Source organism: Fibrobacter sp. UWR3, from assembly GCF_900143055.1.
Lineage (GTDB): Bacteria > Fibrobacterota > Fibrobacteria > Fibrobacterales > Fibrobacteraceae > Fibrobacter.
On record NZ_FRCW01000004.1, the window covers coordinates 146,488 to 172,558 of the forward strand.

The window sequence follows — 26,071 nt, forward strand, 5'->3', positions numbered from 1 at the left end:
GGACCATCATGATTCACTTCACCCACGTGACAAAGTCCTACGAGGATAACTGGAAGGCGCTGAACAATGTCACCTTCCGTATCAATAAGGGTGAGTTCGTGTTCCTGACGGGGCATTCGGGTGCGGGTAAGTCGACCGTGCTGAAATTAATTTATATGGACGAACGCCCCGATATGGAACGTGGCGGCCAGGTAATGGTGAAGTTCACCAGCGACTGCATTTACGACAGCAAGAGTTCTCCGGACAACAGGATACAGGCGTTCCGCCGCAAGATGGGAATAATTTTCCAGGATTTCAAGTTATTGCCCGACAGGAACGTTTTTGAGAACGTGGCGCTGGCACTGCGCATCGTAGGGACCCCGAGCAGCAAGATAAATGCGGCCGTGTTTGACGCGCTTGCCCTGGTGGGGATAAGCCAGAAACGATTTGCGATGCCCTATACGCTTTCCGGTGGTGAACAGCAGCGTGTGGCGATTGCCCGCGCGATGGTGCATAACCCGTACTTGCTCTTGGCGGACGAACCGACCGGTAACCTGGACCCGAAAAACGCCGACGAGGTGTTCAAGATTTTCAAGGAAATCAATGCCCGCGGCACCACCGTGGTGATGGCGACGCATAACCCGGACTTTTACCTGAATAGCCCGTTCCGCCGCCTGGTGCTTGATCACGGCGAACTCTTGAACAGAGACCTGATTTAATTGCGCTGGTTATTTTTGTAAACGGAAAAGACATCAAGGCCCTTTCTTTTGGGCTGTGAAAAATTTATTCTTAGGGCATGAAATTCAGCGTCCGCTACAACCATGTCGGCTATGCCCCCAAGGGGCCGAAGGTTTTCCTGCTTGCATGCGATGTGGCGGATAATCCCCTGAAGGGAATGCAGCCGTGGTTTGAGGTATATACCGAGAGGGGAGAACGCGTGTTCGGTGCCTCGATGGCCGAGAAGGGCGCCTGTTCATATACAGACGAATTTGTATGGGAAGGCGACTTTTCGGAAATTGCAAGGGATGGGAATTACCGTATTGCGGTGATGGATGCGAAGGGGAATATCCTTGCCGAATCAAAGTTCTTTGAAGTTTCTGATAGGCTTGCCCTGGAACAACTTTCGCTGACGCTCAAGTCGTTCTATTTTCAGCGCTGTGGTGTGGAGTTGACTCCGGACCGTGCTGGGAAATGGGCGAGACCCGCCGCGCATCTGGACGACAACATCGAATTCCACCCGAGCATGGAACGTGCCGGAACGTGGAATGCTCATGGCGGCTGGTACGATGCTGGCGACTACGGCAAGTATATAGTGAATGGCGGTGTGTCGCTGGCGACGCTCCTGCTGGCGGCAGAATTTGCGGATGACCGCCCGATGGTTTCTAGCAATGCGGACTTTTTCGATGTGGGGTCGTTCCGCTCGAACCTGCTCGAGGAAATCCGGTTCGAACTTGAATTTTTCCTCCGCATGCAGGACGAAGACGGCGGTGTGTTTTTCAAGGTGTCGCCGGTGCGCTGGGACGGGTTTGTTTCGCCGTCGCAGTCCGATGCCCTGCAGAAGCGCCAGATTCTCGGGAAATCGACCACATCGACACTGAATTTTGCAGGTGCTCTTGCGCAGGCGCATCGCGTATTTGCCCGTGCGTATCCCGGATTTGCCAAGCAGTGTCTGGATGCAGCCCTCCGCGCTTACCGCTGGGCCGTCGAGAATCCCGATGTCACTTACCCGCACAATACCGAGGGTAGCGGCGGGTACGGTGACGAGCGCTACGATGACGAGTTCTTCTGGGCGCGCGCGATGCTGTACCGCGAAGGGCAGGTCGCTGGTGCGGACCTTAAGGAACTGCTCCTCCGTGACATGGAAAAATGCCCGCCCGATTTGGGCATGAGCTGGCGCGATACGCAAAACTTGGGCTGGATTGCGCTTGCCCTGCAGTCGCAGGACCCGGATTTGCAGGTACGAGCCCGCAATACGCTGAAGGGCGTTGCGGACAAAATCGTGAAACTTGCCGGCGAGGACCCGTACGGGCTTTCTATCCGCAAGTTTGTATGGGGTTCGAACGGCGAAATAGCAAACCACGCGCTTACATTGTTCCTTGTGGATGAATGGTTCCCGTCGAAAGTCTATGCGGACTGTGCAAGGCGCATGCTGGACTTTATTTTCGGGAAGAATCCGGTGGACCGCTGCTTCGTGACGGGCTCCGCGTGGAGTTCTCCGAAGTTCATCCATCATCGCATAAGCCATTCCGACGGAATCGAGGCCCCGATTCCCGGGCTTCTCGCGGGTGGCATCAATGCCGACAGGCAGGACCTGCATAGGTTCCCGCATTATCCGGGCCCGCAGCCGGGATTCTCGTACACGGATGAGCGCTGTTCCTTTGCGAGTAACGAGACCGCTATCAACTGGAATGCCCCGCTGGTTGCTGCACTCAGTTTCTGCTGCTAATTTTTAACCGGCGCCTGTTGCACAACATTTAATTTGTTTATATATTAAAACCTGATGAAGCTGATCAGGTCCAGATTTGCGATATTTTACGCGCTTGTTTTGGCGTGGCTTGCATTCTGTTGCATGGCTTGTGACCCGGATTGGGAAACTGACCCTGAATACTCGACCGACATTGCCGCATATAAGCCCGACAAGGTAGATTCCCTGGAATTGCGGATTACGTACCAGGCCGGAGATATCGTCTGGGCGGATACGTCCGTAGTACAGGATTCGGTGAATAGGATTGTTTGCAGGGACACTTGCGACAGCCTGTTTTCGCTAGGTCGCGAGAACAAGGTTTCTGTCAATATCTCCTTCTATTGCGGCGACAAGGTTGTTGCGCTGCCCACGTACGAGATTGATAGCCATTCGGAATACTGGAAGCCGGATGACCTCAATTTTCGTTTTGTGGAATTTGACGAGCGCAGTATCGCCGGAGATTACGAGTTCGATAAATTCCTGCCGCCGGAGGATACATCCTGTGGCAAGTTCGTGAATTACGCAGCCCTGAGGTTGAAATGTTCCAACGGATGGTGCAATTAGTAGCGTGCTTGGCCTGTGCGGCGCTTGCCATTTCGGACGATTCGGTACTCCCGTATTTCGAAGTATCCCTGGGTGGCCATTATACGAAATCTAGTTACGAGACGGAATCCTCTACCCATTGGTATCACGACAAGGACCGCGACGAGATGGTCTATGACGAGAACCTCACTTACGACATTTACTCGTTTGAAGGGGGTGGCCCGATACTCGATGTGCAGGCGGGGCTTTCTCTAGCCAAGCGGTTTATTTTCCTTTTTGATTTGGGCCTTGCCGTATCGATAGGCGATTCACGCTACAAGTTCTATTCCCGTGACAAGGAGGAATACGATAGGACTGAAGTCATGGTCCGCCCGATATTTGGCTTTGGATTAAAGGTGTATCCCTTCCAGACAAAATCTTCATTTTTATACGGGACTTTTATCGGGGCGACACTTTCGTTCATGTTTACCGACAACCTATGGGAAGACTACGGAATGGCATACTGTGGTTTTGAGGTTGGCGGCAAGTTCGAGGTAGGCAAACTCTGGAAGGTGTCGGAGCATTACTTCATCGGCTTTACCCTGAATATGGGAATATATGAAAACGCGACTGGCTCGAATTACGAATACGGCGATGAGAACTTCCGGATAGGGAAGAACCCGAAACGCGACCCTGTTGAAGAAATAAATAACCTCCATCTAGGGATTTCGCTGACTGCCGCTTGGAAGTAGCGCTGTTTTAACGGGGCTTGATTTCCCTGATTTCGCCTGGCTTTAAATTGCCCAGTGTGTATTTGTCGAACTGGATGCGCATGAGCCGCATGACTTCATAACCCAGGTGGGCGAGCATGCGGCGGATTTCGCGGTTCTTGCCTTCGGACAACGTAATTTCGAGCCAGCAGTTCTTTTCGCCTTCGCTGTGGAGAACGGCGCGCTCCGCGTGCATGAACTCCTCGCTTTCGCCGAAGACGCGGGGCGGTACATTGAAGCCCGCTTCCATTTGTCCGAGCTCTTCGGCAGTGGGGAGGCCTTTGACCTGCACGCAGTAGATTTTCAAGTGGGATTGCTTGTGGATTCTATCGCCTGCGGCTCCAGAATGACAGCAGGTTTGACTCAGCAGTGTGTCGGCCCACTTGGTGTCGTTCGTAAAAAGCAGCAGGCCTTCGCTCGCGGCGTCGAGGCGGCCCACCGGCGATATATGCGGTACGGGCCTGCCGGGGAACATCTTGGAGTATTGCTCGCGGAACAAGTCCATCACGGTCTTGCGGCCCTTCTCGTCGCTTGCGGTAGTGACGATTCCGCGGGGCTTGTTCATTGCGAAATACACGAACTCGCTTGCGGTGACGGGCGCGCCGTCCACAAGGATTTCATCACTTTCGAAGGTGGGCGTTTCGGGATCGCGCACGATTTTACCACGCAAAGAAACCCGGCCCTCGCGGACCAGGTTTTCTGCGACGCTACGGCTACAGAACCCGCGCTTCGAAATAACGCGTGCAACCCCGTGAGGTTTGATCCTGTTATTTTGATGGTTTGCACTCATCTAAATTGTCATGCCCGCCTCCGGGCGGGCACCTCCCTTTGTTGGTTTGAAATGGAGATTCCCGCCTTCGCGGGAATGACATAACCAGTGATTTACTTCCCGAGGTATGCCTTGATGTTTTTGAGGCATTTTTCGTTCTGCGCTTCGGTGCCCACGGTAATGCGGAGCACGTCACCCATCGCAGGCTGCGGACGGATGATGGTGCCCTTCATCTGCAGGTACTTGAATGCGTCCATCGGGTCCTTGAAACCGCCGACGGCGATGAAGTTCGCGTGGCTATCCACATAGGGAAGGCCCAGTTCCTTGAAACCGGCCTTGAGCTGGTCGAGGCCCTTCTTGTTGAGCTCGCGGACCTTGTTCACGTATTCCTGGTCGTCGATGGCGCCGATGGCGGCAGCCTGGGCGATGCTGTTCACGTTGAACGGTTCACGCACGCGGTTGATGAGGTTCACGATTTCGGGGCGGGTGATGCAGTAGCCCACGCGCAGTCCCGCGAGACCGTAGATCTTGCTGAACGTACGGCAGCAGATGATGTTCCTGCCTTCGGCGATACGGCTGTTGAAATCCGGGACGAGCTCCGGCGTGTCTTCGATGAATTCGGTGTAGGCTTCGTCCATCACGAGCACGCAGGTTTCGGGCAGGCTGTCGGCGAAGTCGATGATTTCCTTGGCGGTGAGGTCGGAGCCCGTCGGGTTGTTCGGGTTCGCGAGGAACACGATGCGGGTCTTCTCGTTCACGGCGGCGCGCATGGCCTTGAGGTCGTAGTTGTAGGCCGGGGCCGGCATGTCGACTTCGATAATCTTCGCGTTCATGGCCATGGTGGCGAGCTTGTAGACGGCGAAGCTGTGCTTGCCCATGACGGCTTCGGTGCCGGGCCCGAGGAACACCTGGGCGATCATGTCCAGGAGCTCGTTGCTGCCGTTACCCACTGCAATCTGTTCGCGCTTCACGCCGCGGAACTCTGCAATCTTTCCGATGAGGTCGTAGCTGCCGCCGTCCGGGTAGAGGTTCACTTCTTCGAGTGCCTTGCGGGCCTCTTCCATGCCCTTCGGGCTCGGGCCCACGGGGTTCTCGTTACTCGCGAGCTTGTCCACGTTTTTCGGGTCGAGGCCGAATTCGCGGGCGGTGTAGGCGATGGGTTTGCCGGTCACGTAGACGGGCTGCTTCAAGATGTGCTGTTGTGCGAGTTCGTTAATATCCATTTTTAGTTCTTAGTTATTAGTTGTTAGTTATTAGAAATGCTGGTCACGGGATGTGTCATCCTGAGCGGAGAGCCGAAGGATTTTGTCCCGGTGTTATGTTCTGCATAGAAAAATAGCAAATGCGATTTGAAAAAGTTATATTGATGGTATGAACAAGTCGTTTTTCAAGTTTTTTCTTGCCGGTTTTGTCGCGATTTTCTTCACGGCGTGCACGACTTCGCTTTCTGCAGAAGATGAAGAAGAATCTTCGTCCAGTGTAGAAAAAGTTTCTTCCAGTAGCGTAGCGGAATCATCTAGCGCAACAGAAAAAAGCATCTACGAAGCGGTGGAGGAATCTGGTCTGTACACGACCAGGGATTCCGTGGCCGCATACCTGTGCAAGTTTGACAAGTTGCCCGAGAACTATGTCGGCAAGAGTGAAGGCAAAAAGCTTTACGAGTCCAAGACGGGCAACACCTTTGATAAGTGGAATTTTAACCCGTGGACCACAATCGGCGTGATGATTGGCGGCGACAACTTTGACAATTTAGCCTCGAATCCGGAGAACTTTCACGAAACGTTGCCCGAAGGTTCTTACCACGAAGCCGACGTAGACTATTCCGGTGCAAATCGCGGAACCAAGCGGCTCGTGTACCAGCCGGACTGTGTAATCTACTACACGTCAGACCACTACGATACTTTCTATAAATTGGAAATTAAGTAGGGGACGACGCGAGGGAAGTTAAAAACTCCGACAATTCGCGGTTTATGCGGTCGTTCAGGGCGTCCGCTTCTTGCACGGTGTGGTACTCGTCGCCTGCAAAGTCACGGGCGCGTTCCCCGCAGATGTCTACGCCGATGATTTTGTGGCTTGTGGCGAGACCTCCGATGACTTCTTTGAGTGTCGCTATATCTAGCGAACCCTGGTCCCAGTTTGTGGCCGCGTATGTGGGGGAGAGGGCGTCTTTGTCGATGGAGATGTAGATTCGGCCTTCTGTCATCCCCGACTCGGTCGGGGATCTTAAAGATTCTCGCATTCGCGAGAATGACGAGGGTGTGCCGGTTTCACGTACTTCGCTTTCTTTGATGCAAGTTACTTTGTCTAAAATATCGGCATCACCTGCCTGCGAAAGTTCTGCGCGGATTTCGTCTACGAGGTGGTCGGCAACCCCGATAATGACAACGTTGTTTATAAACTGGTTTTCGTCTAGAACCTTCTTGACCCAGCCACCGCAACTGAGAATGTTCCCGAATCTCGGGGCCTGCATGTCGGGATGGTGGTCAAAAACGACAAGCGAAAACGGTTCCTGGACCATGTCGGTCCAGATTTTACTCATGTAGTGGTAATTGCCGTTGTCAAAGAAGTGAATGCCGCTCGCATCCGTGATGCCAGCAGAGGCGATTTGCTTGCGGATGGCGGTCACGGCCTCGTCGTCACAGTAGCAGTCCGTGCCCGGAATGTCGGAACAGTCTATCCAGCGGATTTTTGCGTCCGGCCCTGCGGAACTTTGAACCGCGTCTTTTCGCAGCCCCTGCATAAAGGGCTGCTCGGCGTAGACTCCGGTAAAGTCCTGGATGATGCGATTAGTTCGCGGCATGTCCCTAATATACAAAACAAGGGGATTTTTTTGGTGGCATGTTTCTTACTTGAACCGCTTGCAGAACGTGCATTTTTGGCAGAATGGGTGGCGCAGTTCGTGCTTTTCGAACCCTTCGCGCAGTTTGCGGGCGAGGGGCGAGCCGAGAATTTCGGCGAGGCCCTGGTCGACGATGTTCCCGAGGGTGATTTGCCCGCTGTAGTCGAGACAGCAGGCGACGACGCGCCCGTCGTGGAGTATGGCTACGTGCGTATCGAGGGCATGGCATGTGCCTGCGACCGGTTTGTTCGTAGATCCTTCGACGTCGCACCTGTCGGTGCTCTGCTCAGGATGACACTCGCTTCTTTCGCTTTTGATATGACGTGCGGGCCACTCGAATCGTGAATCTTCGTGCAGGTAGAGCCTGCCCGCGATGGGGAAACTCTTGTGCCTGCTGCAGAAATTCCCCGGAGCGACCTGCGTGTTGAATGTCTCGTTTATGCGAGAAATCGCGGACTCGTTCCAGTCTCCGGCGGTTGCGGCGCCGATGTTCCAGAGCCGCAGATTGATGTACATGTCGGGCCTTGCGATAAGCGCGATTCTGCAGAAATCGAGAACGTCCACGAGATGCTCGCGGGCGTCATCTGGCGGGAGTTCCGCATATGCGTGCGTCGAGAAGTTTACCTGGCGCACGGCGGGGCAGTTCAATATGTGGTGGGCGACTCGTCTGATGGTCGTGCCGTTCGTGGTGAGCGTCGCGGTGAGGCCCGCGGCTTTTATATCCTTGAGGAAGAGAGTAAAACCGGGATGTAGCGTCGGTTCGCCCAGAACGTGCAAATATACGTTCTCGATGCCCGCTTCTACCGCTCCCGCGATACACTTCTTGAAGAGTGCGCTCGGCATGAACGTGTGCGATACGCCCGAACCGGCCTCGTGCCTGCAATCACTGCTGGGGCAAAAGCTGCAACGCAAGTTGCAGGCGTCCGTTATCTCGATATAAACGCTTTTCACGAGAGGGCCCTCATCTCAATAATTGCTTCTTGGTATTCGCTCAGTTTGCCGGCCTTCTGAATTTTCTTGAAGACTTTTTTGGGGAGGCTGGGCTCCAGATAATCCCAAAAACTCTTGATGTGCGAAAGAATTTGGCTGTCGCCTTGGTATGTTTTGCAAGCGTACTCGAAAATGATTTCGTGCATTTGGAGAAGCTTGTCTGTAAATTCTTTTCCTGTTATGTTCGCTTTCCCTGCTTTGTATTCCGCTGCGAGGCTTGGCTGCGCAAGTAATCCGCGACCGATCATTATGCCTGCGAGCTTAGGATAGTGTTGTTCCATTTCGCAGATTTGCGAAACGCTCGATATGTCTCCGTTGTAGACGAGTGGATGGCGGCATTCGCTGTAAAATTTCTCAAATGACTTGATATCAATTGCGCCCTTGTATTGCTGTTTGCCGAGCCGCGGGTGGAGTGTGATTTGCGTGAGCGGAGTATCGTTTAAAATCGGGAGGAGCGCGAATGCCTCATCTGGGGAATTTTGCCCGAGTCGCATCTTGACGGAAAATCTAGCGGTCTCTGTTGCAGACTGCCGCGCGATTTCGCCCATAATTGCTTGGATGGCTTGCGTGTCGCCTAGCAAACCAGAACCGCGATGGCGGTTGACCTGCATGGGGAAAGGGCAACCCATGTTGAAGTCGATTTCGGTGAAGCCTTTTTGCAAAAGGACTTCGGTGAGAACCTTGAATTCATCTACGCTGTTCGCAATAATTTGCGGCACGGTAATTGCGCATGCCGGCTTTTCTGGGTTGGAATGCTGCGGGTTGGAAACTTCCAAATCCCGCAAGTCCTTTTCGCGCGGCTTCCCGTTTTCTATGCGCAGGAAGGGCGCGTAATATACATCAACTCCGCCAAAGATTTCTGCATGGGCTTTACGGTAGATGCCCGTTGTGTAACCTTGTAACGGTGCGAATAAGACTCTCATTATGGCACAATTCTTGCGAACGTTTTGAAAAGGTGGCGAGGCCTTTATTTCCCGAGCGCTTTTTTCAGGGCGCGGATGGCGTTTCCGCGGTGGCTGATGGCCTTCTTCTCTTCTAGTTCCATCTGCGCGAAGGTGCGGGTTTCGCCGTCGGGAACGAATAGCGGGTCGTAACCGAAGCCCATGTCGCCTACGGGAGCGAAGTTGATTTGCCCGCGGCATTCACCCTCGAAAATCTGCGGTTCGCTCACGACGAAGTCGCCGACCCGAGTCCCGGCGCCGTTTATTGTTGCGCCGTTTAAGATTGGGGCGTCAACCCGCTTTACGGTCTGGTACGAGAGTGCGCAGAAGTAGCGTGCCCTGCGGTCTTCGATGCCTTCGAGCTTTTTCATCAGTTTGTCGTTGTTCGCGCCGTCGTTCCCGTGGTCACCGCAGTAGCGGGCGCTGTAGATTCCCGGTTCCCCGTTCAATGCAAAAACTTCGAGCCCGGAATCGTCCGCAAGTACCGTGGCTTCAATCCCGCGCTTTGCAAGCCAGCGAGCCGTGGTGTTCGACTTGATGATGGCATTCTCGGCAAACGAGTTCCCGTCTTCCACGATTTCTTCGTCGAATCCGATGTCCTTCAGTGTCTTGAATTCGTAGTGGTCGGTGCCGAGGATGTGCGCAAAGTCCCTAATCTTGCCGGCGCTCGCCGTCGCAATAACAAATAAGTGCTTCATTCCCGAATATCTCTCGTCTTTCGTCTATAGGCCTGCAAGGCCGTTCTTTCGTCTGTTAGTAGTGTTCCGGCTTCATGACGATGAGGATGGCGTCAACGACGACGCCCACCCCGCAGAGGCCTGCGGTGCAGAGCCAGAGAATGCCGGTCCAGATTTTGCCTTCGTAAAAGCGGTGCAGGCCCAGGTAACCGAGTAGAATGCAGAGGGCGAGGGCTATCCATTTGTTGTGTTCACCTTGTGCGGGCATAGTTGTTCCTTTTTCTTGAAAGATAGAAAAAAGCGTTGCCCCGTCCCTTGGCTCGCCGGGGAAATACCCGTTTTTTTTATATTGTCGTGTATGGAGAAACGTTTGCAGGCAGTGTTTTTGATGGCGGTCTTTTTCTGCCTTGTCTGCTGTTCTAATAGCGAAACGTTTTTCCTGCCTGTCGAGGAGGAAACTTCCGATAGGGGCGGGATGGTGCTGGTGCGGAGTTTCGGTAGAAACGTTACGCTAGGAACGGAAAACGAAAAGGCCCCGCCCGATGTGCACCCCGCCATGAAGGTCACCTTTGACTATGATTTTTCAATTTCGTCTCATGAGGTGACCCGGTCGGAGTACTATTCAGAAGTTGTTTCTGGAAGGGCTCCGGATGGCTGGATGAAGGACATGACTCCTGATTCGGGAAATTACCCGATATCGCAGGTTACGTTTTTCGATGCCGTGCTATATGCAAATGCGAAAAGCAAGGGCGACCGCCTTGATGCGGTGTACACCTACGACGAAGTTGTATTGGATGGTGATGGAAATTGTTCCGGTCTTGGGAATATTGCGTTTCATCCCGAGGTGAACGGTTACCGATTGCCGACCGAGGCGGAATGGACTATCGTAGCGCGGTCCCACTGGAATCCGGAGAAGTGCTGGAATTTGGAAAGGTCTGGAAACTCCCTGCACGAGGTATGTACGGAAAGGAATGCAGGCGAAGGTTCGGCTATTTGCGATATGGCGGGTAACGTGATGGAATGGGTAAATGATTGGAAGGGCGCATTTACCGATGGCGAGGTGTCGAATTTTGTAGGTGCAAATGATGGCGGAACGATGGGGGAACGGGTTCTCAAGGGAGGCAGTTTCCACAACGCGGCATCATCGATGAGGATTTATAGCCGTGGCGATGTCTATACGGTAACGTCTTCGACAAAAGCCACCCATGTCGGATTCCGCTTGGCGTATGGCGCTATTCCCGCACCGACGTGGCTTTCGGGTGGTACCCCGGTGGCAAAATCGACCTATTCGTTGCAGGCGAAGGCACAAACGGTTCAGGAGAAGATGGGCACGCGTCATGTCAAGCTCGTGTTTCGGGATATCACCAGCAAGAAGTTGGCCTACGTGGATTATGGAGCGATTCCGCTTGCGGTCGTGGAAATCAAGGATACGCTGGAAGCGTACCATCCGGAGCTGTCGCCTGATGGTAAATGGGTTGCCTTTTGTACGGGAATAGAGGGTGTTTCTGGGCAATCGTCCGTCTATGTACGTAGACTGGACGCTGCGGGATCGGATCTTGCCCGGCTTGATGTCGAGTCGGCGGCAATCCCCCGTTGGAAGGTCCTTGATAATGGTGATACGGTTATTGTCTACGTGACCAGTGCGGCTAACAATAGGGATACCGCGGTATTTAAGGCGGCGAGTACATGGCAGGTGAAATTTTCGAGAGGTAGGTTCGGTATACCCGAAAAGCTCTTTGACGGCACCTATCACGGCGGCATAAGCGAAGACAATTCGCTTGCGGTGACTGGAGCCCGGCTTTTCCGTGTTCGAAAGGCGGGTGGATCGCCATCGGATAGCGTGCAGGAAGAAACGTGGTATAATGGGGAGCAGGTCTGCAATGTGAGCCTTTCGAAAGACGGAACGGACCGATCGCTGTTTCTGGATTTCGGTGGCAAGACGGGCCGAGATTTTACGTCGGCCAACTATGGCGTACACGGAATGCTCCTTGTGTCGGATAAGGCGGGGAATCTTGTTCAGGGGATCCCTGCACCACGGGGCTACACCTTTGACCATACGGAATGGGCTGCGGATAACTCTGGTTTCGTGGTGACGAGCCTGATGAATTCGGAGGGGAGTCATTCGAAGATTTCTCTGCTGGATACGTCCGATTCCTCCTTTGTGAACCTGCTTGGCGGTGATGATCTCTGGCACCCCAGCCTGTGGGCAAGGCCAGAGCCGAAGGCCGTTGCCGAGTCGGAACTGGATTTGGATAGTGCCTGCGTCTACCTTACGTCTTATGCGGGGTCTAGGGCGCGGATAATGAAGGTTAAAATGGATCTCTTCTGGAAATACCGTGAAATGGCAGAAGCGGTCGCTATCGGATCGTCTCGCTCGTTTAGCGGTTTTGATCCGAGGAGTTTTTCGTCGTTGTTTGCCATAAACCTTTCTTATTCATCGCAGAACCTGACTTCGACGGAATACTTTGTCCGCAATTACATTGTTCCCTTGATGCCTAAACTAAAAATGATTGTGCTTTCGCTGGATTTTGACCGCTGGGATACCGATGGCAGGGATTTCCAGAAGTATTTTTCGGCCATTCCCGGATACCAGTATGATAAGAACCATGGTTTCTGGGCTGATGGAGTTCCTCCTGAGATGGCTCAAATTGCGGAAAACAGCCCGGCGCTGGATTCCTCGGAAGCGTTCCTGTACAGCTTTCATCGGGGGCTTTACTTTTCGACAACAACGGGGTGGGGCGAGGACACCCCTTCCATGGAGGGGTCTATAGATTGGTACAAAAAGTCAAAGAAGAAATTTGAATACAACCTGGGGTTACTGAAGACGGTTCTTGACATAGCGAAGGAGAAGGGGGTGGTTGTCGTTGGCGTGGTTTTCCCGCAGTCGCCACGTTACCGCGAGAAGGGTGCCTGGGGACGTTACGGGCTAGATGAAAGCTCTGCCGATGAAATCAAGGATATTGTAATTGGCTTGTATAGTGAATTCCCGAACTTTATCGTTGTTGACTTGCACGAAAATGGATTGCACGATTTTGAATATGGGGATTTCGCGAACGAAGACCACCTGAATCTAGTTGGTGCGACAAAGGCGACCTGGTTGATTGAAAACCACTGGAAAACCTTGCTGCATTGAGAACCCTTGCGGAATGTTGCTATATTCTTTCTGTTGGTTTGACTGTATCTAGGAGTGTTCGCCGTTCATGACTTTTTCCCTGGGTCACAAGATTGTGCTTTTTGTGCTGGGTAGCCTTCTCGCTATCCTGTGCTCTTGTGATTCTTCGGGGCGTAGCCATGGGGCGGATAGCATCACCCGCCCGCAACAGAGTGCAACTTCAAAAAAATTCTCCGGGATGCGCATTGTAAAGCCCGGTGAAGGCCGTATTGCTTTAGGCACGAACGATACGCTTGCTCCGGCGAAGGAGCGCCCCTCCATGAAGGTCGAACTGACCTATGATTTCTATATGGGGCAAGCCGAGATTACCCGTCGCGAATACAAGATGATGATGGATTCGGTGGAAGTGCCTGCCAAGTGGAACCAGAAAAGAAAGTTCACGCTGGATTCGCTGAACTATCCGGTAACAAACGTCACGTATTACGATGCCGTGTTGTATGTGAACGCAAGAAGCAAGTTCGAAAAGTACGATACAGCCTATACCTACAAGTCGGCGACATTCAATGAAGAAGGCAATTGCACCGGTCTTGAAGGACTCGTGTTCCATCCGGAACTGGATGCATACAGGCTGCCGACCGAGGCGGAATGGGTGCTCGTGGCAAGCAGGAGGTGGAATCCCGAAAAGGGCTGGAATGCTGAAAATTCTGGGCACGGACTGCATGTGGTTTGTACGGCGGACGAAGTATCCGAACTGGATTCCGCTGCGCGGGACAGCGCCTTTTGCGATATGGCAGGCAATGCGCTTGAATGGGTGAACGACTGGATGGGCGCGTTCGTGGATTCTGTGGTGGTCAACTATGTCGGGGGTTCCGATGGCGGTTCGATTGGCGAAAAGGTGGTGAAGGGTGGCAGTTACAACGACAAGCCGAAGGGCATGAAGATATATAACCGCGGGGATATCTATACGGTTACCGGCAGTTCCCGGGCCGATTACGTGGGCTTTCGCGTTGCGTACGGAAAGATTCCCGATGCGCTGTGGGTGAATGGAGACGGTTCCCTTACCAGCAGCCGCGTGAATGTGCTCACGAAGGCTTCTACGCTCGGTACGGTTTTGGGCACGAGCAAGGCGAAACTGGCCTTCCGCAACGACCTTACCGGAAACCTGACCTACGTCGATTTTGCTATAGGAGGCACGTCTGCGGTTGAAATCCGGGATACGCTGACGGTTTATCATCCGGAAATTTCCCCGAACGGGAAACTTGTCGCGTTCTGTACGGGGCTCGAAGGAATTGACGGGAAGTCGCAGGTGTATGTGCGTCACCTGAATCCGTCGGGTTCTAATCTCGTGAAGTTGAACGCGGAATCTGCGGCAATCCCGCGTTGGCGTGTTCTCGAGAACGGGGACACGGTAATTGTCTACGTGACCAGTGCGGGCAACAACAAGGATGATGCATCGTTTAAGTCGCAGAGTACGTGGCAGGTCAAGTTTGCGAACAATAGGTTCGGCACACCACAGAAACTTTTTGACGGCGCTTACCACGATGGCGTGAGTAAGGACGGGCGGCTGGCCGTTACCGGGGCGAGGCTTTTGCGTGCGCGGGTTGTGCCTTCGGGCTCGGCGGATGCGGAGAAAGCGCTCGATACGGTTTGGTACGGTGGGGAACAGGCCTGCAATGCAAGCCTTTCGCGGGACAATTCCAAGCGCACCCTGTTCCTTGATTTTGGCGGGAAGACGGGCAAGGAATTTGCGGGCACTGATTACGGTACGCACGAGATGCTCCTTGTCGTAGACAGTACGGGAACGCTCGTTCGGGGAATCCCCGCTCCGGCCGGGACCAGTTTTGACCATGCAGAATGGGTGGCCCGCTCGGACAATTCGCCGAAGCTTTCCTCTGACGTGGCGGTCGTGACGCTCGTGAACGGGGAAGGGGCTCATTCCAAGATTGCACTCCTTAATCTTGCCGATTCTGCTTTGCTCGAGGTTGCCTCGGGAATGGAACTCTGGCATCCGAATATGTGGGTGTACGGGAGTTCTGATGCGGAGAGAAATTCCGTTTCGGCGGATAGCGCTGGCGTCTACTATGACCCGGAAGGGGGCTACGAGTATGCGACCTCCGCGGTAGAACTCGCAAGCAAGATGTCTAAGTTCTGGTCGGTGTACAAGGATGTCGAGTACGTGGCATTCGGCAGTTCCATGACGCTGAATGCGCTTATCGACGATTCGGTGAAAACCTACAAGACGCTCAATATGTCTTACACGCTGGGCGATGTATTTGGGGCGATTTACCTGCTGAAGAACTATGTGCTCCCGTACGCATCCTCGTTGAAGGTTGTGTCGATGGAATTGACTCCCGGGTTCCTTTTCCATCTGGAAGAGGACATGTGGGAAGACCTCTACGACAATTCCCCCGGGTTTGCCTACGACGAAAAGCATCTGGACGCGCAGTTCGATGCCATAGTCAAGAGTGCTACTGAACAGGAATTCACGAAGGACATGTTCTCGTCGTCGTATATCGAGGGAACATACCTGTTGCCCTCGGCTGGCTGGAAGGAACCGACGTACATCGATGATATCGCGTGGATGTACACGACGAATTCGCATTTCAAGGTGGATTTTGAAACGTTCAAGGGCCTCAAGAAGAATATGGAAACTCTTGGGATAAAGTTCTTTGTCAACATTACCCCGCGAAGCCCGATGTACCGGGAAACGGAAGCCTACGACTACTTTGGCCCGCGCTGGGCCGTTGCGGAATCCATCATATCGATGTTCAAGGAAAGCGGGTTTATCGTGTTTGACGAATACAGGATGGGCGAACACGACTATACTGATGACATGGCGTTCAATGCGACGCACCTGAGCGAACTCGGTGCAAGGCAGTATACGGCTCGGTTAGATTCGGTTCTGACAAAACTGGACTCGCTTCGGGCGGAACTTGATGCGAAAAAGTGATTCGCGAAGTTCCGGAGGAAAGTTTTTTGGTTGAACAAAATCACATTTTGCCCTTTATTTTGACAGAATCACAAAAAAATAGGTTGCAAAAAAAGGCGAGAACTTGTAATTTAGATAAGTCGCGTAACGACAAGGAGTGTTTATGAAATGTTTGGTAAAAATGGGCCTCGCGGGCCTTATGGCTTTTGGACTTTCGCAGGCGGCGGTGAACTTCCCGTATCCGCAGATGTCGGATTATGGCGGAAACGCGACTCTTTTGAGCGACAAGGCTGCCGCCTCGGAACAGCTGAAAAAGCAGTTCGCTGCCTGGATGAGGGACATGTACAACGAACAGGGCGATATCGCCGGTGTGCGTTCTGATCCTGGGTCCAACCAGTATTTTTCGGAAGGTGTCGGCTACGGCATGCTCCTGATGGTCTATTTCAGTGACAATACTACGAGTTACCAGAGCCAGTTCGACAAGATCTGGAATTTCTACAAGAAGTTCCAGAACGAAAACGGACTCATGATTTGGAAAATCGGTAATCTTTCGGAATCGTGGGATGCGGGCAACGGTGCCGCTCTGGATGGCGATATCGATGCCGCAGCAGCCTTGGTGATGGCATACTACCAGTTTGGCGACGAGAAGTACAAGGAAGACGCCAAGAAACTCATCCAGGCCATGAAAAAGTCCGAATTCGAAAGCAACGGCTTGCATATGCCTGGTGACAAGTGGGGCGATGCCGCCTTAAACCGCAAGAACCCGGGTTACTTCGACCCGGCCTACATGCCGCTTTTCGCCGCCGTTGATACGGAAAACGCCGAGTTCTGGAGCAAGACCGCCTACGACGCCAACATGAAGCTTTACGAGGCGAGTTCGGGCGAAGTGAATACGGGCCTTGTGGACGACTGGACTGACAAGAACGGCAAGAGTGAAGACGATTACTACAGCTACGATGCATCGCGCGCCCCGTGGCGTAACGCGAAGGCTGTCTGCTGGCATGGCGACCAGCGTGCTCTTGCAATAGACAAGAAGATGGCTGAGTTCGTGTCGACTGTTCCCGCATCGAACATGAAGGGGCCTGTACTTCGTTCTTCCGGCAGTCTCGGCAATGATCACAACAGTACGTTCGTGACATCCTTGATGACGGCTCTCATCTCGGATGCCAAGTACCAGTCCAAACTTGACGAATACTGGAAAGAAGCGGTGGCGCTCGGTGACGAGAATTACTTTAACCAGTCGCTCAAGCTCTTGAACGGCCTCCTGGTTTCGGGCAACATGCCTAACCTCATGACGGCGGGCTCGAATCCGCCGCCGCAGAGTTCCTCGAGCGCTGAACCTCCGCTGTCTTCTAGTTCGAGCGAGATGAACGTGGATTTGAGTTCCAGTTCCGACGGGAGTGTCGCTGTTCCTGAGGCAAGCTTGCCCTCGGCGGTAGGAATGTCGCAGCAGGGCCGCGCACTGCATGTGAATGCTGTGGGCCACGTGCGTGTGGATATGTTCAGCGTGACGGGAACCGCGGTAAAGACTCTCTGGAACGGGAATGTTTCTGGCAGTATGGAGATGAGCCTCAAGGGAATCCCCGCGGGCATATATGTGCTGCGCGTTCAGACTGCGGGTGGCTCGCACATGAAAAAAATCCGCCTGGAGTAGATACTTGCTTAGGAATTTTGCCGATTCCAAAGAAAAAATGCGCTTGCCGTAAAGGCGGGCGCTTTTTTTTTCGTATTTTTAGGGCATGAATAAGATTGTGAAGATTTGCGCCTGTGCGGCATTTGCCGCAACTTCTGTTTTTGCCCAGCAGGGCGCCCCGACAGGGGCTGCCGTTGACCCGACTGCAGATGAGCAGAAAGCCCTCAATGCCTTGAAGGGAAAACTCGAAGGGGCGATTGTCTGGGCGACGAGCCGTGCAAACTCGCATCACGATATCTGGATTATGAATGCCGACGGCACGAACCCACGTGCCTTGACGCAGGGCGATAATGTGGACTGGTTCCCGAGGATTTCTCCGGATGGCGCCACGGTGCTGTTTAACCGCAGCAAGGGCGGCTGGGTTCCCGAGAACGACGCGAACTATCCTGAAAAGTGGGACCTGTGGATGGTCGACATCTCCGGCGAAAATGCCCGCAAGGTGGTGGACAATGCCACGTGGGGCACCTGGAGGCCCGACGGCAAGTCCATCGTGTTTAGCCGCGCAGGGAAGGTCTTTACGATGGACCTCGCGAGCAAGGCCGAAAAGATGATTCTGGATGGCGAGGCCGCCTTCAAGAAGTCTGGCGTGATTCTGCAGGAACCGAACATGAGCCCCGATGGCAAGCATTTGGCGATTACGCTTCGCGGTTCCATGCGTGAGACGGGTGTGTGGGACCTGGAAAAGGCCCAGTGGACCAAGTCCGGCGACGGTTGCCAGATTGACTGGAACTTCGACGGAAGCAAGATTTACCGCGTGAACCCGACGGGTAACGGCGGCACGGCCGCCCCGAGCGAAATTTTGTGGTTCTCTGCTAAGGACGGCAAGCAGATCGAGAAGGTCGGCTTCTTCGGCATCCCGAAGAACGTGAAGTTAATGGACTTGCCCGGCCGCCGCAGTCACGAATACTTCCCGCGTCTTTCGCCCGATGGTAAGTGGCTCGTGTGGGGTGCTACCGACAAGGGCCACGACCACGACTTGTTCGACTACGAACTATACATCTGGAAGATTGGCGAACCGGTAGAGACGGCGACCCGCATTACCTACCACACGGGTAACGACCGCTGGCCCGATATCTGGCTCGGCAAGGTGCCGGTGAACGCTTCGACAGGCTCAGCGACCGGAGCGACAAAGGCTGTCGAGACTGCGGCCCAGGCTGCGGTCGGTGCCGCCGTTGCGGGTGGCGTGAGCGAAGCCAAGATGGATGAACTTATTCAGGCCATTGACCGTCTGACCGAAGCGGTGAAGGCGTTGAACAACGAGAAATCGTCAGCCCCTGCCGCAACGGCTCCGTAGGCAGAATGCCATAATGGCGAACGCACCGGCGACGTTCATGCTCGCCTTGCGGCCAGCCATCGGGATGGTCACCTTCATGGTCGCCTCTGCCATCAGTTCGGGGGCAATTCCCAGTTCTTCGTTCCCGAGGATAATCAGGCCTTTTTCGGGCCACTTGACATCGTTTATGCTCGGGATATCTTCGCCGGTTTCGAGCGCGATAATCTCGTAGCCGTTTTCCTTGTGCCACTTCACGCAATCGAAGGGCGAGTCCCAGCGCTTGATGGGAATCCATTCCTGGCACCCGCGGGCAGCGCTCTTGACGGTCACGTGGTCGGGTCCGCAGCTGTAGCCGCTCAGGTGGACTCCTTCGAGCCCGAAGCAGTCCGTGCTCCTGATGATGGAACCTACGTTGAAGGCGCTCCTCAGGTTATGTACCAGCACGGCAAACTGTATCGGTTTTTCGTTCGCGACATCGCGGTCCCCCGGTTCCTGCTCTAGGTAAACATCGCGTTCGAACCCGAGGCCCGCCCGCGTGCGGAATGTCTTGTACAGGTCAATCATCTGCGCCTGGTTCTTGCCCGTGAGGCATTCTGCTTCGGGGAGTTTCATCCATCCGGCGTATGTCTCGTATTCACGCCTAGCGCGGGGCACGTCGTCGCCCAGTTGCAAGATGATGACGCGCAGGAGTTCCGCCATGCGCTTGGCCTTGGAGGTCTCTTTCATCGCGAGGAATTTCGGTTCCGTATACATCGGGGAATAAACTAGAAAAAATGGGAGCGCGGTGTGTGTGTTCGCCTGCTTTGTTGCCCCTATTCTTTGTATATTTTAGGGTATGCGTTTTTTAGTTCCGTTTGTTGTTTTTTGTCTTTGCTTTTTGTGTTCCTGTTCCAATTCCGTTTCTGAATGGGAACGCGAAGAACAAAACAGGATTTCTCCGCTCGATTCCTTTGAACTCAAGGATATGTCGCTCGTCCGTTCATTCGGGAAGAAGGTTTCTATCGGGACGGACAATTCGTCTGCGTCGCTGAAGGACCGCCCTTCGATGCGCGTTGTTTTTGATTACGACTTTTTTATCGGGACCCACGAGATTACTTGTGCCGAAATGGGCCGCCCCTGCGAGGACTCTCTGCCTGCAACGAGGGTTACTTATTTCGATGCGGTGCTTTATGCCAACAAGCGCAGTATTGAGGAAGGCTTCGATACTGCGTACAGTTATACCGGGGCTACATTCGACGCGTTCGGTTCGTGCATGAATCTGGACGGGCTGGTGTTTTCGCCTTCGGTGATGGCGTACCGATTGCCGACAGAGGCGGAGTGGGTCTATGCGGCGGAACGCAACTGGAATCCGGAGAAAGGCTGGCACAACGGCAATTCCGGTTTTGAACTGCAGAACGTGTGCACGTCGTTTGTTGGCGAGGATAGCCTGTGTGACATGGCGGGCAACGTGATGGAATGGGTGAACGACTGGTTTACGCCCTTGCGCGATACGACAGTCCACAATTTCGTTGGAGCCCCTGATGGCGGGACTCTCGGGGAACGTGTCGTGAAAGGTGGCAGTTACAGGAACGCCGTTGGCTCGATTAACCGTTATTCGCGAGGTGACATCTACACGGTCACATCTGCATCGCAGTCTGATTACGTCGGGTTCAGGCTTGCGTTCGGTGCAATCGAATCTCCGGTATGGTTGGGCAAGGATGGCAAGCAGGTGAATTCGGTAGTGTCGGTGCTTGCGGGGGCGATGGATATCCGCAGGTGGGCGGGCACGTTCAAGGCGAAACTCGCGTTCCGTAACGACGAAACGGGCAACCTTGCGTTTGTGGACTATACTCAGGGTGGTTCCGTGGTGACCGAAATTGAGGATACGCTCAATGTTTACCATCCGGATATTTCACCCGATGGAAACTGGGTGGCGTTCTGCACGGGCCTTGAAGGCGTTCGTGGTAAGTCTAGCGTGTATGTGCGTTCGCTGGATTCCATAGGCTCGGGGCTTGTGAAGCTTGATGTGGAAAATGCGGCGATTCCCCGATGGCGCGTGCTTGAATCGGGCGATACGGTGATTGTTTACGTAACCGATGCGGGCAACAACAAGGACGAATCTGTATTTAAGCAGGCGAGTACGTGGCAGGTTCGCTTTTCGAAAGGAAAGTTCGGCACGCCCGAAAAATTATTCGGCGGTGCTTATCACGGAGGCGTGAGCGATGGCAATTCCTTTGCGGTAAGTGGTGCGAGATTGTTGCGTGCGCGCGTGGCGGGGGTCGATACCGTTTGGTACAACGGCGAACAGGCGTGCAATGCTTCGCTCAGTAAGGACAATTCCAAACAGACGCTGTTCCTGGATTTTGCCTCGCGTACGGGTACTGACTTTGTAGGGAAATCCTACGGTGCGCACGAGGTCGCCTTCGTGGCGGATAGTGCGGGTCGCTTGGTGCGCTACGTGATGGCTCCCGAGGGCTATGCCTTTGACCATACCGAATGGATGCAGGGGACAAACCACATGTTTGTCGCCTCGCTTACCGATGCAAACGGCAGGCATGCCCGTATCGCGATGGTTGATTCGTACAGTGGCAAGTCAGTCGTTCTCCTTGAAGGCGAAGAAATCTGGCACCCCGCCTTCTGGGCTTTGCCGATGGATGTTTCGGGTGAGTCGTCGCTCAATCCGGACAGTGCCGGCCTCTACTTTGTGGAGGGCAAGGAAAATCACGTGTTGGCCGGCAAGATGCACATGTTCTGGCACAACCACGATTCCATTGAGGTTGTCGTGTTTGGTAATTCCCGCATGTTGTTTGGCGTGAACCCCATGCAGATGGAAGATTACTACGTGTTCAATTTCGGAACGGTCCCCTGCGACATGAACGCTTCGTACTACATGTTTTCGAACTATGTGTTGCCACATTCCCCGAACCTGAAATTCGTTGTGGTCGGGATTGACCCTGATATGTGGTGGATTGATGATACGGAATGGAATATCGACAACAATATCAAGTACGTGCCCGGCTTTGCCTACGATGCCTATCACGGTTTTTGGAAGGAGGGCGTGAGCGATGAATTTGTACAGATGGTGGATAACAACTTCCGCGCGGACAACGATTACAACAATGCTGCCCCTTATCGTGGGTGGATTCAGCTTATCGGGGAACATGGCTGGGACAAGGATTTGTCGTCGACGGAAATCGTGAACGATACCACGGATAGCGACCTTTCGAAAACGCTTGACCAGGAACTGGAAATGCTCGTGAACCTCGTGAACATGGCGAAGGACCGTGGAGTGAAGGTTCTGGGTGTGACTGCCCCGCTATGCCCCTGCTACAAGAAAACGGGAGCTTACGGGCGCTACGGGCTCAGACGCAGCCAGGCGAAGGAATTCTTCGAAAAAGTTCATGCATACGATGCTCGCGAGGACTATTTCAGGTTCCTTGACGAGAACAAGATGGGCGACCACGATTATCCGCTCGAAGTAGGGTTTGATTACGACCACATCAACTACGTGGGTTCTGCGATTCTTACATCGCGTGTCTATTATGTGCTAAGACAGATGGAGTGATTGCGATGAAAGGGGTGTTGGTTTTTCTGCTGTTTGCTGCGTTCGCGGTGCTTGGGGCGTGTTCGAATTCCGCAAGCGCATCTGGTGAGCGGGAAGGGGCTGCCCGCAAGTCCCTGCTGGATTCGTTCGACCTTGCCAGCATGGTGCCGGTTTACGCACTCGGTGAATCCGTTACCCTGGGGACGGACGACTCTAACGCTCTTGCGCATGCGCGGCCTGCGATGCAGGTGTCGTTCGATTACGATTACTTTATCGGTAAGCACGAGGTTACCTGCGCCGAAATGGGCAAGGACTGCGGAGATTCGCTCCCTGCGGTAAACGTCACCTACTACGATGCCGTCTTGTATGCCAACCGCCGGAGTGTTGCCGAAGGGTTCGATACGGCCTATACCTACACCGGGACCACGTTCGATAACGAGGGCTCGTGTGTGAATCTGGAGGGGCTCGTGTTCCTGCCGACGGTAAGCGCGTATCGCCTTCCCACGGAAGCGGAATGGGTGTATGCGGCAAGTGGTGGGTGGAAGCCCGATTCGGGCTGGAATGCGGACAATTCTGATTACCGTGCACATGAGGTCTGCAGCGCGTTTATCGATGGTAATGGGGTCTGTGACATGGCGGGCAACGTGATGGAATGGGTAAACGACTGGTATGTGCCGTTCCGTATGGAACCGGTTGCGGATTATGTCGGCGGGATTGATGGTGGTGTGCTTGGCGAGCGTGTCGTGAAGGGCGGAAGCTACAGGAATTCTGCCGCATCGATGCATCTGTATTCCCGTGGCGACATCTACACGGTCACGTCTGTTTCGAAGGCGGAGTATGTGGGGTTTAGGCTAGCGTTTGGCCCGATAAGGAGCCCGATGTGGTTGAACAGGGATGGACAGCAGAAAAGCATCATCGTGTCGATTTTGGCAAATTCGATGGATATGCGTCATGAGTTGGGTACGAATAAAGTAAAAATTGCGTTCCGCGATGACGAAACGGGAAAACTCGCCTTCGTGGACTATTCGGGCGATAATCCGCGCGTGGTAGAAATTGACGATTCTATAGAAGTGTACCATCCGGATATATCGCCCGACGGGAACCGCGTTGCTTTTTGCACGGGGCTTGAAGGTGTATCGGGCAAGTCAAGCGTGTATGTACGAACGCTTGATTCTATAGGTTCGGGGCTCGTAAAGCTCGATGTGGAAAATGCGGCGATTCCCCGATGGCGCGTGCTTGAATCGGGCGATACGGTGGTTGTTTTCGTGACCGATGCAGGCAACAACAAGGATGAATCTGCGTTTAGGCAGGCGAGCACGTGGCAGGTTCGTTTTTCGGATGGCAAGTTCGGTGAGCCCGAGAAATTGTTCGATGGCGCGTACCACGGGGGTATAAGCCGGGATGGAAAACTTGCCGTGAGCGGAGCGAGACTCCTGCGCGCCCGCGTTTCTGGGCATGATACGCTCTGGTACAACGGCGAACAGGCGTGCAATGCAAGCCTTTCGCACGATAAGTCGAAACGAACCCTCTTCCTGGATTTTGCGGGAACGACGGGCCGCAAGTTTGTGGGGGAAGACTACGCGACGCACGAGGTGATTCTTTATGCCGATAGTACGGGAACGCTGGAACGTTTTACGAAGGCTCCTGCACCCTACACTTTCGACCATACAGAATGGATATACGGTGCAGATTCCCTTGTGGTGGCGACACAGGTGGATGTCGATGGCGCGCATCGCAAGGTGGTTGCCTTGAACGCATTCACGGGCGATGTGCTCGAAATGTTGTGCGGCGAGGAACTCTGGCACCCCGCCGTATGGGTCAATGCGTATGATCGTGCGGTCGTCAATCCCGATTTGGATATCGATAGCGCGGGAGTTTATTTCACGCCGCAGATGGAATTCTACGGGCTGGAATTGCGTGTAAAGATGGAATATTTCTGGAAATCCCGCGATAGCGTTACGGCAGTGGTGCTCGGGTCCTCGAGGGCGATGTTCGGCGTGAATGCCTCTTACGTGCAATCGGAAAATCTCCTAAACATGGCTTTTTCTTCGGGAGACATTTTCGGAATGGAATTCCTGACGGAGCATTACGTGTTCAGCCATTTGCCAAAACTCCGGTTCCTGGTACTTGAATTCTCGCCGGATTTCATGTGGGTGACCGAGAATTCGTCGTGGAACTCGATTTACGAGAATTCCCCGGGGCTCAGGTACGACGAGTCTCACGGTTTTTGGGTGGATTCGCTCCCGAAGGGCTTTGAAACGCTTGTTGAAAAATCGTATAAGGCACGGCCCGGTCAGATGTTGCCCTACAGTTTCGATGAATTTCTGTTGCCCTCGGGTGGCTGGGGTGAACCTTCGGTATCGAACGATTCTACACTGTTCCGCCTGGATTTGCCCGCTGTCGTAAACAACATGGCTACGCTCGAAAAACTGGTAGGGGAGGCTCGTGCCCGTGGTATAGAAGTCGTGCTGCTCGTGACACCGCAAAATCCGCGCTATGCGAAAACGGGCGCGTATGGTGTTTATGGGGTGCGCCGCTCGGTAGCGCAGGAACTTCTGGAGCGCGCGAAGGCGCTGGACGTGCTGTTCCTGGATGAAAACAAGATGGGTAATCACGACTACAAATCGAGCATGGCGTTCAATACCGACCATCTCGGTCGTGAGGGTGCAAAGCAGCTTTCGGAACGCCTGGATTCGTTGTTTAAAACGCTTGAATAGGGGCTTTTTTCGGGGTGAAATTTCTTTCATTTTCCTTATATTTTTAGGGATTTTTCTATATTTCGGGCTGTATGCAAAGCCCTCGAAAACCGCGTATCCTCATCACGAACGACGATGGGGTGAATAGCGCGAATATGCACGCTTTGGCGCGTGCTCTTGCTCCCTGTGGGGAGGTTTTCGTGTTTGCCCCGCAAACGGAACAGAGCGGCGTTTCTCACGCATTTACGTTGCGTCGCCCGCTCTGTATCGAGGAATGCCATTCTGCGGGCGATTATAGGGTGTTTTCGGTCGACGGAACCCCTGCCGATTGCGTGAAGTTTGCTCTCGGGCACTATGCCGCTTTTGGCCTGGAACAAACCGAGGGGGCCGGTCCGGGTAAGTTCGACGTGTGCTTTTCGGGCGTAAACATCGGCGAGAATTCGGGCGTGTCCGCGCTTTATTCGGGCACGGTCGCCGGAGCCCGCGAGGCTGCCCTCTGGAGTGTTCCAGGAATAGCCCTTTCGCTGCATGGGGGCGATGCGCTTTTGCAGGAATCGATTGATTTTGCCGTGCGGGTCGTGCGCGAGGGAATGTTCAGGAATATCCCCGCGGGAGTGTTCTGGAACGTGAACTTCCCGAAGGCGCATGTTGACGGATTCAAGGGCGTTAGGCCTGCATGTATGGCGTGCGGCATGTTTACGGACCACTACACGAACGAAGGCCGCCTGTGGCAGCTCGATGGCGAAAAACTCTGGGACAGGCAGCCCGACTATACGGACGATTACCTGCTCCACCAGGGCTACGCGACGGTTACGCCGCACCGCATCGACCAGACCGACGAAGAAAGTTTGAAAAAGATAAACGAGATGTTGGCCGGAAACGGCTAATCACCAA

20 protein-coding genes are annotated in these 26,071 nt (G+C 53.9%); 12 read left to right on the top strand and 8 right to left on the bottom strand.

Translation table 11 applies throughout. The features are described from left to right. Positions 1–8 precede the first annotated feature (8 nt). The 4 genes from BUA44_RS06435 (at position 9) to BUA44_RS06450 (ending at position 3,717) form a co-directional block, all read left to right on the top strand. Positions 9–698: a cell division ATP-binding protein FtsE gene (locus BUA44_RS06435; RefSeq protein WP_072809933.1), complete on the top strand. Its 690-nt coding sequence runs from the start codon at positions 9–11 to the stop codon at positions 696–698. 77 nt (positions 699–775) lie between these two features. Continuing rightward, entirely contained in the window at positions 776–2,425 is a 1,650-nt protein-coding gene (locus tag BUA44_RS06440) for a glycoside hydrolase family 9 protein (RefSeq protein ID WP_072809935.1), read from the top strand. Positions 2,426–2,479: 54 nt separating this feature from the next. Then, entirely contained in the window at positions 2,480–3,007 is a 528-nt protein-coding gene (locus BUA44_RS06445) for a hypothetical protein (RefSeq protein ID WP_072809937.1), read from the top strand. Further along, positions 2,995–3,717 (top strand): hypothetical protein, encoded by a 723-nt coding sequence (locus BUA44_RS06450; protein ID WP_143151891.1) that lies wholly within the window; start codon positions 2,995–2,997, stop codon positions 3,715–3,717. The genes BUA44_RS06445 and BUA44_RS06450 overlap by 13 nt, the downstream gene beginning before the upstream one ends. 7 nt (positions 3,718–3,724) lie before the next feature. On the opposite strand, the gene BUA44_RS06455 is transcribed toward BUA44_RS06450, so the two are convergent. Together BUA44_RS06455 and hisC are read right to left on the bottom strand one after the other, a co-directional pair. Beyond that, a complete protein-coding gene (locus tag BUA44_RS06455; protein ID WP_072809942.1) occupies positions 3,725–4,525 on the bottom strand; it encodes a pseudouridine synthase in 801 nt (266 codons plus the stop codon). 92 nt (positions 4,526–4,617) lie between these two features. Further along, the gene (gene hisC, locus BUA44_RS06460) at positions 4,618–5,727 is read right to left on the bottom strand and encodes a histidinol-phosphate transaminase (RefSeq protein WP_072809944.1); all 1,110 of its coding nucleotides are present in this window, start codon (positions 5,725–5,727) and stop codon (positions 4,618–4,620) included. A 148-nt stretch (positions 5,728–5,875) separates the two neighbouring features. On the opposite strand from hisC, the gene BUA44_RS06465 reads away from it, so the two are divergent. Then, positions 5,876–6,430, top strand: coding sequence for a ribonuclease domain-containing protein (locus BUA44_RS06465; RefSeq protein WP_072809947.1), 555 nt, complete (start codon positions 5,876–5,878; stop codon positions 6,428–6,430). Here the strand turns inward: BUA44_RS06465 and BUA44_RS06470 are convergent. From BUA44_RS06470 to BUA44_RS06490, 5 genes are read right to left on the bottom strand one after another with little or no spacing between them, the layout of a single operon-like run. After that, on the bottom strand, positions 6,423–7,304 hold the full coding sequence (locus BUA44_RS06470; protein ID WP_072809949.1) for an arginase family protein: 882 nt from the start codon (positions 7,302–7,304) through the stop codon (positions 6,423–6,425). The genes BUA44_RS06465 and BUA44_RS06470 overlap by 8 nt on opposite strands. 45 nt (positions 7,305–7,349) lie before the next feature. Continuing rightward, positions 7,350–8,294, bottom strand: coding sequence for a radical SAM/SPASM domain-containing protein (locus tag BUA44_RS06475; RefSeq protein WP_072809951.1), 945 nt, complete (start codon positions 8,292–8,294; stop codon positions 7,350–7,352). Continuing rightward, the gene (locus BUA44_RS06480) at positions 8,291–9,256 is read right to left on the bottom strand and encodes a tRNA-dihydrouridine synthase family protein (protein ID WP_072809954.1); all 966 of its coding nucleotides are present in this window, start codon (positions 9,254–9,256) and stop codon (positions 8,291–8,293) included. Before BUA44_RS06480 ends, BUA44_RS06475 begins: the two co-directional genes overlap by 4 nt. Before the next feature lie 44 nt (positions 9,257–9,300). Beyond that, complete coding sequence (locus tag BUA44_RS06485; RefSeq protein ID WP_072809956.1) at positions 9,301–9,972, bottom strand: non-canonical purine NTP pyrophosphatase; 672 nt, start codon at positions 9,970–9,972, stop codon at positions 9,301–9,303. Positions 9,973–10,027: 55 nt separating this feature from the next. Further along, on the bottom strand, positions 10,028–10,219 hold the full coding sequence (locus BUA44_RS06490; protein ID WP_072809959.1) for a TM2 domain-containing protein: 192 nt from the start codon (positions 10,217–10,219) through the stop codon (positions 10,028–10,030). Positions 10,220–10,309: 90 nt separating this feature from the next. On the opposite strand from BUA44_RS06490, the gene BUA44_RS06495 reads away from it, so the two are divergent. The 4 genes from BUA44_RS06495 to BUA44_RS06510 all read left to right on the top strand — a co-directional run bounded on the left by BUA44_RS06495 (position 10,310) and on the right by BUA44_RS06510 (position 18,979). Further along, the gene (locus BUA44_RS06495) at positions 10,310–13,084 is read left to right on the top strand and encodes a TIGR02171 family lipoprotein (RefSeq protein WP_072809962.1); all 2,775 of its coding nucleotides are present in this window, start codon (positions 10,310–10,312) and stop codon (positions 13,082–13,084) included. Between the two features lie 67 nt (positions 13,085–13,151). After that, on the top strand, positions 13,152–16,013 hold the full coding sequence (locus BUA44_RS06500) for a TIGR02171 family lipoprotein (protein ID WP_072809965.1): 2,862 nt from the start codon (positions 13,152–13,154) through the stop codon (positions 16,011–16,013). Between the two features lie 142 nt (positions 16,014–16,155). Then, positions 16,156–17,646: a glycosyl hydrolase family 8 gene (locus BUA44_RS06505; RefSeq protein WP_072809968.1), complete on the top strand. Its 1,491-nt coding sequence runs from the start codon at positions 16,156–16,158 to the stop codon at positions 17,644–17,646. Positions 17,647–17,731: 85 nt separating this feature from the next. Then, complete coding sequence (locus BUA44_RS06510; RefSeq protein WP_072809970.1) at positions 17,732–18,979, top strand: PD40 domain-containing protein; 1,248 nt, start codon at positions 17,732–17,734, stop codon at positions 18,977–18,979. On the opposite strand, the gene BUA44_RS06515 is transcribed toward BUA44_RS06510, so the two are convergent. Next, entirely contained in the window at positions 18,953–19,711 is a 759-nt protein-coding gene (locus tag BUA44_RS06515; RefSeq protein ID WP_072809972.1) for a TrmH family RNA methyltransferase, read from the bottom strand. The genes BUA44_RS06510 and BUA44_RS06515 overlap by 27 nt on opposite strands. Before the next feature lie 82 nt (positions 19,712–19,793). Here BUA44_RS06515 and BUA44_RS06520 point away from each other — a divergent pair, with 82 nt between their 5' ends. The 3 genes from BUA44_RS06520 (at position 19,794) to surE (ending at position 26,064) form a co-directional block, all read left to right on the top strand. After that, positions 19,794–22,502, top strand: coding sequence for a TIGR02171 family lipoprotein (locus BUA44_RS06520; RefSeq protein ID WP_072809975.1), 2,709 nt, complete (start codon positions 19,794–19,796; stop codon positions 22,500–22,502). A gap of 5 nt (positions 22,503–22,507) precedes the next feature. Next, complete coding sequence (locus tag BUA44_RS06525; protein WP_072810423.1) at positions 22,508–25,198, top strand: TIGR02171 family lipoprotein; 2,691 nt, start codon at positions 22,508–22,510, stop codon at positions 25,196–25,198. A 71-nt stretch (positions 25,199–25,269) separates the two neighbouring features. Continuing rightward, complete coding sequence (gene surE / locus BUA44_RS06530) at positions 25,270–26,064, top strand: 5'/3'-nucleotidase SurE (RefSeq protein WP_072809978.1); 795 nt, start codon at positions 25,270–25,272, stop codon at positions 26,062–26,064. The last annotated feature ends 7 nt before the right edge of the window (positions 26,065–26,071 follow it).